Origin of the sequence: Epilithonimonas xixisoli (assembly GCF_004365655.1) — a bacterium.
Taxonomy (GTDB): Bacteria; Bacteroidota; Bacteroidia; order Flavobacteriales; family Weeksellaceae; genus Epilithonimonas; species Epilithonimonas xixisoli.
In genome coordinates, this window is record NZ_SOEO01000001.1 from 726956 (window position 1) to 740831 (window position 13876).

General features: G+C 36.6%; 13 protein-coding genes. 4 read left to right on the top strand and 9 right to left on the bottom strand.

Translation table 11 applies throughout. The annotated features are described in order from the left end of the window. The first annotated feature begins 22 nt into the window (after positions 1-22). Entirely contained in the window at positions 23-283 is a 261-nt protein-coding gene (locus B0I22_RS03405; RefSeq protein WP_133943254.1) for a SemiSWEET transporter, read from the top strand. On the opposite strand, the gene pdeM is transcribed toward B0I22_RS03405, so the two are convergent. The 5 genes from pdeM to B0I22_RS03430 all read right to left on the bottom strand — a co-directional run bounded on the left by pdeM (position 280) and on the right by B0I22_RS03430 (position 7310). Continuing rightward, on the bottom strand, positions 280-924 hold the full coding sequence (gene pdeM / locus B0I22_RS03410) for a ligase-associated DNA damage response endonuclease PdeM (protein WP_133943255.1): 645 nt from the start codon (positions 922-924) through the stop codon (positions 280-282). The two genes, B0I22_RS03405 and pdeM, sit on opposite strands and share 4 nt — an antisense overlap. A gap of 24 nt (positions 925-948) precedes the next feature. Then, positions 949-3405: a ligase-associated DNA damage response DEXH box helicase gene (locus tag B0I22_RS03415; RefSeq protein WP_133943256.1), complete on the bottom strand. Its 2457-nt coding sequence runs from the start codon at positions 3403-3405 to the stop codon at positions 949-951. A 341-nt stretch (positions 3406-3746) separates the two neighbouring features. Then, the gene (locus tag B0I22_RS03420) at positions 3747-5327 is read right to left on the bottom strand and encodes an ATP-dependent DNA ligase (RefSeq protein WP_133943257.1); all 1581 of its coding nucleotides are present in this window, start codon (positions 5325-5327) and stop codon (positions 3747-3749) included. A 114-nt stretch (positions 5328-5441) separates the two neighbouring features. Then, on the bottom strand, positions 5442-5711 hold the full coding sequence (locus tag B0I22_RS03425; RefSeq protein WP_133943258.1) for a YtxH domain-containing protein: 270 nt from the start codon (positions 5709-5711) through the stop codon (positions 5442-5444). Positions 5712-5969: 258 nt separating this feature from the next. Next, positions 5970-7310 (bottom strand): glycosyltransferase family protein, encoded by a 1341-nt coding sequence (locus B0I22_RS03430; protein WP_133943259.1) that lies wholly within the window; start codon positions 7308-7310, stop codon positions 5970-5972. 129 nt (positions 7311-7439) lie between these two features. Here B0I22_RS03430 and B0I22_RS03435 point away from each other — a divergent pair, with 129 nt between their 5' ends. The 3 genes from B0I22_RS03435 to B0I22_RS03445 all read left to right on the top strand — a co-directional run bounded on the left by B0I22_RS03435 (position 7440) and on the right by B0I22_RS03445 (position 10310). Continuing rightward, positions 7440-7991 (top strand): pentapeptide repeat-containing protein, encoded by a 552-nt coding sequence (locus B0I22_RS03435; RefSeq protein WP_133943260.1) that lies wholly within the window; start codon positions 7440-7442, stop codon positions 7989-7991. An 85-nt stretch (positions 7992-8076) separates the two neighbouring features. After that, a complete protein-coding gene (gene ggt, locus B0I22_RS03440; RefSeq protein WP_133943261.1) occupies positions 8077-9765 on the top strand; it encodes a gamma-glutamyltransferase in 1689 nt (562 codons plus the stop codon). 23 nt (positions 9766-9788) lie between these two features. Further along, positions 9789-10310: a hypothetical protein gene (locus B0I22_RS03445; protein ID WP_133943262.1), complete on the top strand. Its 522-nt coding sequence runs from the start codon at positions 9789-9791 to the stop codon at positions 10308-10310. Between the two features lie 57 nt (positions 10311-10367). On the opposite strand, the gene rny is transcribed toward B0I22_RS03445, so the two are convergent. The 4 genes from rny to porT form a co-directional block, all read right to left on the bottom strand. Next, positions 10368-11939: a ribonuclease Y gene (gene rny / locus B0I22_RS03450; RefSeq protein WP_133943263.1), complete on the bottom strand. Its 1572-nt coding sequence runs from the start codon at positions 11937-11939 to the stop codon at positions 10368-10370. A gap of 317 nt (positions 11940-12256) precedes the next feature. Beyond that, positions 12257-12544: a cell division protein ZapA gene (locus B0I22_RS03455; protein ID WP_133943264.1), complete on the bottom strand. Its 288-nt coding sequence runs from the start codon at positions 12542-12544 to the stop codon at positions 12257-12259. Between the two features lie 2 nt (positions 12545-12546). Continuing rightward, positions 12547-12849, bottom strand: a complete 303-nt coding sequence (locus B0I22_RS03460; protein WP_133943265.1) for a hypothetical protein — start codon at positions 12847-12849, stop codon at positions 12547-12549. Positions 12850-13065: 216 nt separating this feature from the next. Beyond that, complete coding sequence (porT, locus tag B0I22_RS03465; protein WP_133943266.1) at positions 13066-13875, bottom strand: type IX secretion/gliding motility protein PorT/SprT; 810 nt, start codon at positions 13873-13875, stop codon at positions 13066-13068. Position 13876: the final 1 nt, after the last annotated feature.

The window sequence follows — 13876 nt, forward strand, 5'->3', positions numbered from 1 at the left end:
GGTTGATTGGATTAATAAAAATATGGATGAAAATGTATTAGGATTAATAGCAGGCGGTTTGACATCCGTAGCCATGATGCCTCAACTCATCAAAGTTTTAAAAGAAAAAAACGCAGAAGATATTTCTATCTTGATGCTTTTAGTCTTGATTTCCGGACTTTCGCTCTGGGTTTGGTACGGAATCTTGAAAAACGAATTACCGATTATTTTATCCAATGGATTTTCAGTCTTGGTCAATTTAACCTTATTGATTTGCTGCTTTATCTTCAAAAAGAAGAATTAGATTTCATAGATTTCAGAATCTGTGAATACAAAGTAAGTTCCTTTTTTAGGAATATTTTTCGTGTCCAATCCTGTAAATTCACTGAAAGCCGGCAACAATAATTGCTTGGAAGTCTGAGCAAAACAAGGCAGTTTTATCCGTTTCACAGGCGAATTGATGACAAAGCCAGGATGAATGTGTCCTGTAATCTGAAACTTAGAATTCGAACGGTCAAAGTCGTGAACAAAAGCGATATCATCGATTTCTAAAGAAGCACTTCTAGAATCTAAACATAATTTCTTTTCTAAAGTTTTGGAAATTTTATCGTGATTTCCTTCCACCAAACAGAACTTGATATCTGGATATTGATTTTGCCAAGCACAAAATTCATCCACATCAGAATTATTTCCTGCGTGCAATAAATCGCCCACGATAATGAATTTTTCGGGCTGAAAATTTTCAATTAAAATAGATAACCGTTCCAAATCATTTTTCATAATATGATTTGCCAAAGCAATTCCGTTTTTCCTGAAATGGGCTGTTTTACCGATGTGTAAATCAGAGAAAATCAAGGCTTTTTCCTTTTCCCAAAATAATGCACGTTGGTTGGTGAGCGTGAAAATTTCATTGTGTATCGTAATGTCTTTGGTTGCTATATTCATAATAAGGTTGGAAGATGGAAGTTTTTATTCGTCCTTAATATTTCTTCCGGATTGCTTAATTAATTTCTGAATTCTCGCATCCAGATTTTCACTCGTCAAAGTCTGTCTCAAACTGTCAACTTTAATAGGAAAACTTAAAGGCGTAAATTTATCTGAAAATTTTAAAATAAACTTCGATTTTTCAATTCTTTTAAAAGCTTCAACTAATCTTTGCTCCTGCAATTGCATATTAAAAACCTCCGTGTAAGCCTGTCTTACAAGAAAATGATTTGGATCGTAATCTTCCAACACTTTAAAAATCAATCCGGCAGAACTTTGAAGTGATTTATTAGAACGTTGCTGTCCCGGAAAATTCTGTACCACCATTCCTGAAATTACTGCAATATCTCTGAATTTACGTCTCGCCATTTCTGCCGAATTAATACTCGAAATCACATCGACCATCAGATTATCTCTGGTCAGAATTTTAGCTAAATTATCTTCATTCAGCGGAATTTCTTTATCACTAAAAAGTTCAAAACCATAGTCATTCATCGCCATTGAAAAAGAAATCGGAGCAAGTTTTGAAATTCGGTAAGCAATTAATGCAGCCATTACTTCGTGCACCAAACGTCCTTCAAATGGATACATAAATAAGTGATAGCCTTCACGGTTTTTAATTAATTCAACTAAAAATTCATCCTCTCTCGGAATGTGAGAGCGCTTCTCCTGATTGGCTAAAAGCGGATGCAGAAACTTCAATTCTTTCTCAGAAGCCTTTGGGTTAAGTGCTCCGGACAGTTTCTCTCTTAAAAAATGCCCTAAATTTGAACTCAAAGGCAATCTTCCACCCAAATAACTCGGAGCCTGAGCTTTACCTTTTGAAGCCCTCACGAAAACCGTCATATCCTTAATCATTGCCACTTCCAGAACCCGACCAGCCAAAATAAATTTTTCTTCTTTTTTCAGCCTCGAAATAAAATATTCCTCCACCATTCCAATGTAACCGCCGGAAATAAATTTCACTTTCAGCATTGCATCGCTTACGATTGCGCCCATATTCATCCGGTGCAACACCGCGATTTTTCGGGAAGTGACTTTGTGCAGTCCATCTTCCATCACGACGACTTTATGATATTCTTCATAGCTTTTCAATGCACTTCCGCCAATCGTGAGAAAATCAATCACCCCTTTCCATTCTTCATCTCTGATTTCCTGAAATGTGTAGACTTTTTTAATTCTTTCATAAACTTCAGCAGGGAAAAATCCGTCGCCAACCGCCAAAGTCATTAAGAATTGAACCAAAACATCAAAACATAAAACCAAAGGTTCACGAGGCTCAATGACTTTCTGTTTTACAGCTTCCTTCAACGCTGCAACTTCAATTAATTCCAAAGAATGCGTCGGAACACAGAAGATTTTTGAAGTTTCAAAAGGGGAGTGGCCGCTTCGTCCCGCACGTTGCAAAAATCTCGCAACACCTTTGGCAGAGCCGATTTGAATGACTGTGTCAACAGGTTTAAAATCAATTCCCAAGTCCAAAGATGATGTGGAAACAACCGCTTTCAGTTTTCCCGAACTTAAATTTTCCTCAATCCAGATTCTCAGATGCGCATCAATCGAACTGTGGTGAATAGCGATTTGTCCGGCAAAATCTGGGTAGGCGTTGAGCAAAAGCTGATACCACATTTCGCTCTGACTTCGGGTATTTGTAAAAACAATTGTCGATTTAGATTCCAGAATAATCGGAACGACTTTATCGGCTAATTTCTGTCCGAGATGCCCTGCCCACGGCAACAGTTCAACTTCATCAGGAAAAACAGATAGAATTTCGATTTTCTTCTGTTCTTTAGCTGTGATTTTCGTCTTTTTAATATCAAAAGGAATCAAAACATCCATCGCTTCCTCCAAATTTCCGATGGTCGCTGTAATTCCCCATATCTTTACTTTTGGAACATAATGTACGAGCTGCGAAATGCCCAATTCAAGCATCACACCACGTTTTGAGCCTAATAATTCGTGCCACTCATCCACCGCCACGCAATGCATATCCGTAAAAAACCGCTGATGATTTTTCTGTCCTAAAAGCAGGTGCAGACTTTCGGGCGTCACTACCAAAATTTCAGGCATATTTTTTACCTGCTGCTGACGGACTTTTGGGTCGGTATCGCCGTTTCTGACGCCAACTGTCCAATCCAATCCAATCTCGTCAATCGCTTCCTGCATTGCTTTTGCGATATCTTTTGCGAGTGAACGAAGTGGCGTAATCCAAATCATTTTCAGTCCATTTTTATACTTGTCAGGATAAGTCAGGAAATCTGAAATCAAAGCTAAAAATACCGAAAAAGTTTTCCCAAAACCCGTGGGAGCCACAACCATTCCACTGTAGCCATTCCCGAATTTCTGCCAAGTATCCACTTGAAATTTGAATGGAGAATTGCCTTTTTCCATCATCCAATTCTGAATGATTTTAAAGCCTTCGGTATTTTCGTAGTTGCTCATTTTTTTTACCACATAATATTTTTACCACAAAAGTCACAAAAGATGAGTTTTATGTATGACTTTCTTAAAGTTCAAAAAAGGTAAGTCTCCATTTTTTTACCAAATAATATTCTTACCAAAAAAGTTATAAAAGAAAGGCTTTAATTATAATTTTTTATAGTTCATTAAAGGAGATACTTATTTCCACTTCATATTTTTTACCACAAAAGTCACAAAAGAAAAGCTTTAATTAATACTTTTAAAAGTTCAAAAAAGCCCTTTGTATAAGCTTTTTTGAACTTCTGATTTTCATTAATCAAAACAATTACAAAAACTTTTGTGACTTTTGTGGTTGATATTTTTTACTGTATCAATTTCTTAATCTCTTCAATATCATCAATTTCATCCACTTTTTTATCTTTTCGCCATCTTAAAATTCTTGGGAAACGCAATGCAACACCGCTTTTGTGACGGTTGCTGAAACCAATTCCTTCAAAGGCAATTTCGAAAACCAATTCAGGTTTCACGGTTCGAACAGGTCCAAATTTTTCAATCGCATTTTTATTCACAAACTTGCTGACTTCCATTATTTCTTTGTCGGTCAATCCTGAATAGGCTTTGGCAATGGTTACCAGTTTATCGCCACTTTTCACAGCAAAACTGTAATCGGTATAGTAGGCACTTCGTCGGCCGCTTCCTTTCTGAGCGTAAATCAAAACCGCATCAATCGTCAGCGGACTGATTTTCCATTTCCACCAATCGCCTTTTTTTCTTCCGGAATGATAATGGGAATTTTTCTGTTTCAGCATCAGACCTTCGCTGTTAATTTCCCTTGAATTTTCTCTGATTAAATCCAATCTGCTCCAATCATCAAAATCAATCGCCTGAGAAATTTTAATTTTTTCAGGCGCTTCATTCAGCAGTAATTCTTCCAACATTGCTCTTCTTGCAGAGATTGGTTTTTCCCTTAAATCGGTTCCTTCAAGCTCTAAAATATCGTAAGCAAAAACTTCAATTGGAATTTCTGCAAGCATTTTTTTGGTTAAAGTTTTACGGTTTAATCGTTTCTGTAATTCATTAAAATTTAAAACGTTACCTTCCTTTACCGCAAGTATTTCTCCATCAATAACGAAATTTCCTTTCATATTCTGAACCACTTCTGCAATTTCAGGAAACTGTTCTGTCACCAATTCTTCTCCACGCGACCAGATGAAAACTTCATCGTTTCTTCTGATAATTTGTCCACGAATTCCGTCCCACTTGTATTCAATCAGCCATTCATCGGGATTACCGAGTTCTTCCAAATCTTTTTCCAAAGGATAAGCCAGACAAAAAGGGTAGGGTTTTGAATTGTCGGGATTGATATTTTCAGCCGAAATCAGTTCCTGAAACGAGACTTCATCCGGTTGCCATTTTCCCATCAGACTGTGCATCAGCGTGCTCGCTTCCTGTCCGGAAAATTTAGTCAGAGAATTAATTAAAGTCTTAGATGATACCCCAATTCTGAAACTTCCGCCCAGTAATTTATTGAAAATCAACCGTTCTGTATAATCCAAACCATTCCAAGAGTTGAGAACAAATTCTTTTTTCTCGGCTTCGGTTTTTGTTTTTAAACCAATAATTTCCGTCATCCATTCAGACAAAGTTTTTTCGATTTTTTCCGTTGGTGGCGGGAGAATCAAAGAAATCGTCTCGCCCAAATCTCCAACCGAAGAATAACTTTCCTGAAACAGCCAAAAAGGCAATTGGATAATCTCCAACGCCCATTCTTTCATATAATTAGTGTTGATATTTCGCTTTGGTCTCTTACCCGTAAACAAGGCGATAAACCACAATTTATCGTCATCCGGTGCACGCTCAAGATAATCGATGATGGCATCGATTTTAGCATTGGTTTTATTGGTGCTCTCGAGGGCGTTGATGAGTTCTGCGAAATTTTTCATCGGACTGATTTTCGGATTGAAAACTGGAATTTAGTTTCAAGAAAGGCTCAGATTATAAAATCCAAGCCTTAATATTTTACTTAAAAAATTGTGGCAATTGACCACAAAATAATTTTAGTGGGTAGCGTTTTGAACGTCTGTTTTCACTTCTTCAGCTTTGTTTTTGAATTGGTCAGCTGTTTCAGTCGCTCTATCTTTCAGCTGGTCTGCTGTTTGATTTGCTTTGTCCTTCAGGTCATTTCCGAATTTCGTCAGATTTTCCTTTGCAGTGTTGAAGGTATCTTTCACCTTTTGTTGATCTTCCGGAGAAGATTTTTTGTATTTCCACCACGCCAAAGCGCCAACTCCTAACAATGCCAATAGGCCATTTGTTTTATTTCCCATTTTTGTAATTTTTTGTAGTTAATAAACTGATTTGTAAAGAGAGTAGAAAATTTTGTGCCAACAATCCAAGATTTGCATATTTTTTTGGGCGTGCCCCTCTCCAGCGCTAAGGCCAATGCTCGGGTCGGGCTGTCCATTACAATCTTTTTATTTTTTAGAACTTTGGTTTTCCAAATATAATTTTCAACAAAAAAAATAAAAAGGATTTCCACTACCATCCCTCACGCGCTTCGCAAAGTACAACTTTTTGTCATCCAATTATCGTTTCAAATCCGTTAGAAGCTGAGCCAATTTCTGAGTCAATTCTTTCCGACTGAATTCATTAATATTCGCAGAATTCTCTATCGATTTTCCAGATTTCCAATCGTTATAAAGTGACAAAATAAAATCAGAGATTTCCCCACTTTCCGAATAATCGAAATGTTTACCGGCTTTCGTTTTATCAAGTATGGTTTCCACATCCGCATCTTTCGGACCGAATGAAATAATCTGTTTTCCTGTCGCCAGATATTCAAACAATTTTCCTGGAATAATGCCATTCGAACTTTCATTGGGAAAATTAGTAATCAATAGCAAATCAGAATTTTCCATTTCTTTCACAGATTCGTCGTGCGCCAAATAACCAAGATTCTTGATATTATTTTTAAGAACAGAATTTTCAATATTATTCAAAATTTTATCATCAATTCGTCCGACAAATTTCAATTCAAAATCATTAGCAAAATCTGGTTGTTTTTCGCAAAGTTCCTTCAACGATTTCCAAAGATTTTCGGGATTTCTCAATTGTTCCAAAATGCCAACATAACTTAATGTGAATTTTGCAGAATCGTGGATTTGTAAAATCGAATTCTCAATATCATTTTTTACAATTTTACGATTTAACGATTCAACATTTTCATCAAACCCATTCGTCACACAAAAAGCATTCGCTCCATTTTTCCTGAAATTTTCTGCATCCGTGTAACTTGTTGCCAAAGTCAAATCGGCATTTTCGAAAACAGATTTTTCAAGCTGTCTGTGTTTTTTGTCAGAGCTTGAGGTGAGTTTTAAATGTTTGTAATAAGAAATTTCTGTCCACGGATCGCGGAAGTCGGCAATCCATTTTAGATTAGGTAATTCCTTTTTCAGTCCAAGTCCAATCAGATGCAAACTGTGAGGCGGACCAGTTGTGACAATTGTATTAATCTGATTTTCAGTTAAATATTTTTTTAAAAATTTAATCGAAGGTTTTATCCAAAATTTCCTTGCATCCGGAATGAAAAAATTTCCTCTGATGAAAATTGAAAGTTTAGAAATAAAAGATTGATTCTTACCAACATCAAACTGTCCACCTTTAAATTTCTTATTGCTCTTACTGAATTTCTCAGCAATCTGATAAGGTTCCCAAATATTGGTTTTCACGATTTTCAGATTTTTTGGAACTTCTTTTGTCAAAGTCTCATCCACCAAAGGATAACTCGGATTTTCCGGCGTGTAAATAATTGGTTCCCAACCAAATTCCGGCAAATATTTTGCAAACTTCAACCAACGTTGTACGCCAGGTCCGCCAGCTGGAGGCCAATAATATGTGACGATTAAAACTTTTTTAGAATTTTCCATTTAAGAATTTCGGCTTCATCAAACTATTCAGTAAATTTATCTGTTTTTTCGAAAGGTCTAAAATAGGACTTTTACAATTCGCTTCAAAACCAAAATCAACAAAAACATTAATTTCTATTTTCCAGACCAATGAACTATTTCTCTGACCAAAAATTCACAAAAATCAAAATTGAAAAAGCGGATTATGAAAACTGTATTTTCACCGAGTGCAACTTTGCCGGTCAAGATTTATCAGATTTCAAATTCTCTGATTGTGATTTCAAAGATTGTGATTTAAGCAATGCAAAAATCCATCGAACTGCTTTCCGAGAAGTGGTTTTCAAAAATTGTAAAATGATTGGGCTTAATTTTGACGAGGCGCATTCCTTCAATATATCTTTCAAATTTGAGGATTGTCTGCTCAATCATTCTTCGTTTTATCAATTGGATATCAGAAAAACAACGTTTAAAAATTGCAGTTTGAAAGAAGCTGATTTTGCAGAAGCGAATCTTTCAAATTCATTTTTTGATCAATCGGATTTGACAAATGCTGTTTTTGATCGAACGATTTTAGACAATGCAAATCTCAAAAATGCCATCAATTTTTCCATCGATCCGAATAAAAATCAACTCAAAAAAACCAAATTTGCAAAAGATAATCTCGCCGGATTATTGGAGCAATTGCCAATCATTATTGATTAGTATCTAACTTTGTCAAAGTTCCAAATCTTTGACAAAGTTTTTCATCATTTTTCAAATTTGGGATTTAAATTATACTATTAAGACAATGAAAAAAATACTATACACAAGTTTCCTTTTATCCATAACGGTTTCTGCACAATATACAGACATTAACATCATAAAAGAAGTCAAAGTAAAGAACAAGGGCGTCGTGGTTTCTGCACACCCGTTGGCGAGTGAAGCCGGTGCAAAAATCCTAAGACAAGGCGGAAATGCGTTTGATGCAGTGATTGCGACACAGTTGGCTTTGGCGGTTGTCTATCCTCAAGCCGGAAATATCGGAGGTGGTGGATTTCTGGTGGCGACGACTGCGGAAGGGAAAAAAATCGCTTTAGATTATCGGGAAACTGCGCCTTCCAAAGCTTCTTTCGATATGTATTGGGACAAAGAAGGCAATGCAAACGTAGATCTTTCTCAAAACGGACGATTGGCGGTTGGCGTTCCGGGAAGTATTTCGGGGATTTTCGAAACTATGAAATATGCAAAATTGCCTTTCTCAAAATTAATAGAACCAGCGATTGATTTGGCTGATAAAGGTTTTGCGATTACAGAGCAAGAAGCCGGATTGTTGAATTCCCACAAAGCAGATTTCCTCAAAAATAACAAGAACAAAACGGTTTTTGTGAAAGATGCAGATTGGAAAATTGGAGATTTGTTGATTCAGAAAGAATTGGCGGAGACTTTAAAACGGATTCAGAAAGGTGGTGAGAAGGAATTTTATCAAGGAAAAACAGCAGATTTGATTCTTGCTGAAATGAAACTTGGAAACGGAATTGTACAATCTCAAGATCTTAAAAATTACAAAACGAAAGAAAGAAAACCACTTGTTTTCGACTACAAAGGTCATCAGATTGTCTCGATGCCTTTCCCTTCCAGTGGTGGCGTTTTGTTGGCGCAAATGCTGAAAATGTCTGCTTATGAAGACCTTTCAAAATATCAGCAAAATTCGACTGAGGCGGTTCAGATTATGGTTGAAGCAGAGAGAAGAGCCTTTGCCGATAGAGCAGAATATATGGGCGACCCAGATTTTATTCAAGACAAAACTGCAATGCTAACCTCCGATGAATATTTGAAAACCCGTTGGAAATCTTACAACCCAAAATTGGCGACGCCAAGCAAAGACGTTGGGAATATCATTAATCCAAATCAAAAGGAAAGTACCGAAACAACGCAGGTTTCTATTTTTGATAAGTTCGGAAATGCGGTTTCTGTGACCACAACTTTGAATGGACTCTACGGAAGCAAAACTGTAGTTTCCGGCGCTGGATTTTTCTTGAATAACGAAATGGACGATTTTTCAATCAAACCTGGCGTTCCCAATATGTTCGGCGCAGTTGGCGGAGAAGCGAACAAAATTGAGCCAGGAAAAAGAATGCTTTCTTCTATGACGCCGACTTTGGTTTTGAAAGATAACAAAGTGAAAATCGTAGTTGGAACGCCTGGTGGAACTACAATTCCAACGTCAGTTTTTCAAGCAATTGTTGGCGCGATTGATTTTAAGCAAAATACGAATTTCTCTGTCAACGCTCCGAAATTCCACCACCAATGGTTGCCTGAAACGATTAAAGTTGAAAATAATTTTCCTGAGACAACCATCAAAGCTTTGGAAAAAATGAATTACAAATTTGAAAGAGTCAAACAAATCGGAAGAACAGAAATGATTTTGATTGATGATAATAAAACCGTTCACGCCGTTGCAGATGGGCGAGGAGATGATTCTGTGGGAGTGGAGTAAGTTTTTTTTTATTAGAAGTAATTATGAAGTCAAAATTCTCAATTTTATTTCTGATTCTAATTTTACTTTTCTCTTGCTCTAAAGATGAAATTCAATATATAGAACTTACAAGTGGACGTGAAATGGATCGTCGCAAAGAAAGATTTGGGGTTAAAATTAAGTCAGATAACTACATTTATTTTTGTAAAGAGATAATGGATGTTAATCCGGATAACTATGATTATCATAGCGGAAAGTATAGTTACTATAAATCAATTTCAAAAGTTGATTTTATGGAATATCAAGCTTTAGTGTTCAATAATTTTTCAAGAGATAAGGTAGAAGTATTTAATCCTATTCCAGATGAAACGGCATTTCAAATAAAATTTCAATTCACAAATGCTCAGGAAAAATTGACTTTCTATCCCGAGTATTTGAATGAAAAACAAATTTTTATTTTTGAAATGCTGGAAAGATTAAAGTATAAGAAATTTAAACCGATAGATTCAATTGAATTTTCGAAAGATTTGTTGCAAGAGAAACTTCCAGAGCCACCAAAATTTTAAACAAAACAAAAGGCTTCCAAAATCTGGAAGCCTTTCATTATTATATCAAACTGAAAATTATCTCGCGATATTCACAGATCTTGTTTCTCTGATAACAGTTACTCTTACTTGTCCAGGGTAAGTCAATTCGTTTTGAATCTTCTCAGAGATGTCGTAAGATAGTTGGTGTGCATTTTCGTCATTCACTTTTCCGCTTTCTACCATTACTCTAAGTTCTCTACCAGCTTGGATTGCGTAAGCGCTGGAAACGCCGTCAAAACTCAAAGCGGCTGCTTCCAAATCTTTCAATCTTTGGATGTAAGATTCCAAAACTTGTCTTCTTGCACCTGGTCTTGCACCTGAGATTGCATCGGCAACCTGGATGATTGGAGATAGGAGAGATGTCATTTCGATCTCGTCGTGGTGAGCACCGATGGCATTGATTACTTCTGCATTTTCGCCATATTTTTCTGCCCATTGCATTCCAAGAAGTGCGTGTGGCAATTCTGATTCCTGCTCTGGAACTTTCCCGATATCGTGTAGTAAACCAGCACGTTTCGCTAATTTTACATTTAATCCTAATTCTGCGGCCATAGTTGCTGCGATGTTCGCAACTTCTCTTGAGTGTTGAAGAAGATTTTGACCGTAAGAAGAACGGAACTTCATTCTACCAACCACTTTTACCAATTCTGGGTGAAGACCGTGGATTCCAAGATCGATGATAGTTCTCTTACCAACTTCAATGATTTCTTCCTCAATTTGTTTTCTTGTTTTTTCAACCACTTCTTCAATTCTAGCTGGGTGGATTCTACCATCCGTCACCAATCTGTGAAGGGACAATCTTGCAATCTCTCTTCTCACAGGATCGAAACAAGAAAGAAGAATAGCTTCCGGCGTATCATCAACAATGATTTCTACTCCAGTTGCAGCTTCCAATGCACGGATATTTCTACCTTCACGTCCGATGATTCTACCTTTGATCTCGTCGGATTCGATATTAAATACAGACACCGAGTTTTCAACAGCTTGCTCTGTTCCGATTCTTTGGATGGTTTGGATAACGATTTTTCTGGCTTCGTTTTTCGCATTCAATTGCGCTTCTTCCATAATGCTTTGAACGTGTGCGGATGCTTTGGTTTTCGCTTCTGCTTTCAAAGATTCTACCAATTCTGTCTTAGCTTCTTCGGCAGAATAGTTGGATATTTTTTCCAACATTTCTACTTTTTGAGCCGTTGCAACTTCTAGATCTTGTTGTTTTTTCTGAACAACTTCTAGTTTTTTGTTGTAATCGCCAACTTGTCTTTCAAGGTCTTTTTCAAGTTTTCCGGCTTTGCTAAGCTCGTCGTTCAGTTTGTTTTCTTTGTCTTTGGTGCGTTTTTCAGCTTCCTGCATTTTTCTCTCGCGAGATTGTATGTCAGAATCGTGCTGAGATTTCAGTTCCAAAAACTTTTCTTTTGCCTGAAGGTGTTTTTCTTTTTTTACAGCTTCGGCTTGTACATTGGCTTTTTCTATAATGTTTTCGGCTGTTTTTTTAGCATCCTCTACCACAAACTGCGCTTTTGTATTCAGAGAACTTTTTCCGAAGATAAGTCCTGCAACTGCGCCTATGATAAGTGCAACAACACCGATAATAATGGTAATTGTGTCCATAAAATTTATATATATTGAGTTTTAAATTGTCTCTTTTGTTTTGTAAAAAAGTATAATGTACAATGTACGTTGACTTTCTTTATTTTAATCTTAATTCTTTATACATTTTACTTTGTACATCGTACATAAAAAAAACCTACAACAGTTCAGATATAGAGTAAACTCCATAAAAACACGATTTGAACTGATTTTCACTCTCTGTAATCTGCGCAAGGCAGCACGCCATCAAGTGAACTTTCGTCCGGTAATTTTTAATTGTTGAGTTTACTTCTTTGTGTTAGAACTATTGTAGGTAGCTTGTCAATTCAGAAAAATAATTATTTTTCCAATTGGTTCAGGAGTGCGTTGATTTTCACTACGCGCTCGTTTGTATTTTTAATATTTTTCTCATTGTTTAAAGAATATACTTCTGCATTGGTCCCGAGTTTCAAAACGCACATTGCGAGTGCATCTTGTTTGTCCCTCACATCGAAACTGGCTTCGAAGTCCTTAATCATACTTTCTACCTGCTTACCAACTTTCCTCAGAGTTTCTTCCTCGGCTGCTGGCACATTCAGTGGATAGTTTCTTCCGGCAATAGTTATAGTTATTCTTCTGAAATCCATAGTTATAAGCCGGTGTTTTGTAATTCAGAAACGCACATATCTATTTCTTTTACCAATCTGTTGATGTGATTTTTCATCAGGCGGTTGTGTTCTGCGTTTCCGGATATTGCTGAATAAAGTTTTAATTCTTTGTTTTCTTCTACTAAGATCTGGTTTCTGCGTTTCTCCTCCATATATTCCTCCTTCAACTTTTGTAGCTCCTCAGACGTTTCTGCGTGTTTCTCCGAAAGATTCTTAAACTTCTTATAAAGATTGAGAATCTTTTTTTCTAAAACAGAAAAGTTGTTTTCTAATTCGCTTAACATGACCAGAATTAAATTCTAACTTTTACAAAAATAGGAAAAATTAATGATGATTTAACACGATATTTCTGTTTTGTGAAATCGAAATTGCTTCTGTTTGATTTTTAATGATTTAACTTGAAGTAAGTCATCAAAATGATTAAGAATGAAAGCTTTGAGATTGAATTAATTTGAAATTTAAGCAAAAAAAAGAGCTTCGTAAAAAGCTCAATTTATATTTTATTCAAATTTCAGAACCAGCATAAAGGCTCTGGATTGCATTGTCGAAATTGCTGGTGTCCAATAGGGTGGCGTGGTGGCATTATCAGAAACCAATTCATTGTTTGTGAAGAAAGTTCCACGGATGGCTGGTGTCAGTTTAAATCTGCTGAAGTAAAGCTGAATCCCAATTTCTGCACTCCATCCGAAGTTGTGAGTTGTCGTTCGGAAAACATTTTGCAAATTGTCGTCTCCCGAGGTTTGGTTGGATTGTAGATTCACCAAATAATTAATCCCAGCCGCCGCGTAAGGACGAGAATTGTACCAACGATCACCGTGAACTTCCAGCAAAACCGGAATATCAATGTAAGTAGATTTTACGACTTTTTTTGTGTAAGTGTCATTCAGTTCTGTGATGACTTCCGAATTAGTTCCATCCGGCAAAGGGATTCCGCCAGGGAAGAGGTCATTGATATGATTAAATGTATTGAACGTCAAATCTCTTTGTACAAAGTGCAAACCTGGCTCAATTCTCAGATCAAGAAACTCATTCAGTCTCATTTTTCCAATCAATCCAGCTCCGAAACTGTACGTTGATTTGGATTCTACCAAACTCTGGTTGCCATCCATCCCAAAAGTTGGGTTCAAAACCATTTTGTAATCGAAATTGTTGGCGGCAAGATAAAATCCGTAACTGAATTTCTTCAAATCAAAGTCTTCCAAATTGTCCATTCTGTCTTTGGTTCGGAACAAATTGTTGAAAGTCTGAGCCTGTAGATTACTGCTCAGAAGTACTGCAAATGATAAAATCTTGATAAGTCGCTGCTTCATC

Bases quoted from the DNA above. Each gene is read 5' to 3' on its own strand.
- B0I22_RS03405 (WP_133943254.1), top strand. From the start codon at position 23: ATGGATGAAAATGTATTAGGATTAATAGCAGGCGGTTTGACATCCGTA.
- pdeM (WP_133943255.1), bottom strand. From the start codon at position 924: ATGAATATAGCAACCAAAGACATTACGATACACAATGAAATTTTCACG.
- B0I22_RS03415 (WP_133943256.1), bottom strand. From the start codon at position 3,405: ATGAGCAACTACGAAAATACCGAAGGCTTTAAAATCATTCAGAATTGG.
- B0I22_RS03420 (WP_133943257.1), bottom strand. From the start codon at position 5,327: ATGAAAAATTTCGCAGAACTCATCAACGCCCTCGAGAGCACCAATAAA.
- B0I22_RS03425 (WP_133943258.1), bottom strand. From the start codon at position 5,711: ATGGGAAATAAAACAAATGGCCTATTGGCATTGTTAGGAGTTGGCGCT.
- B0I22_RS03430 (WP_133943259.1), bottom strand. From the start codon at position 7,310: ATGGAAAATTCTAAAAAAGTTTTAATCGTCACATATTATTGGCCTCCA.
- B0I22_RS03435 (WP_133943260.1), top strand. From the start codon at position 7,440: ATGAACTATTTCTCTGACCAAAAATTCACAAAAATCAAAATTGAAAAA.
- ggt (WP_133943261.1), top strand. From the start codon at position 8,077: ATGAAAAAAATACTATACACAAGTTTCCTTTTATCCATAACGGTTTCT.
- B0I22_RS03445 (WP_133943262.1), top strand. From the start codon at position 9,789: ATGAAGTCAAAATTCTCAATTTTATTTCTGATTCTAATTTTACTTTTC.
- rny (WP_133943263.1), bottom strand. From the start codon at position 11,939: ATGGACACAATTACCATTATTATCGGTGTTGTTGCACTTATCATAGGC.
- B0I22_RS03455 (WP_133943264.1), bottom strand. From the start codon at position 12,544: ATGGATTTCAGAAGAATAACTATAACTATTGCCGGAAGAAACTATCCA.
- B0I22_RS03460 (WP_133943265.1), bottom strand. From the start codon at position 12,849: ATGTTAAGCGAATTAGAAAACAACTTTTCTGTTTTAGAAAAAAAGATT.
- porT (WP_133943266.1), bottom strand. From the start codon at position 13,875: ATGAAGCAGCGACTTATCAAGATTTTATCATTTGCAGTACTTCTGAGC.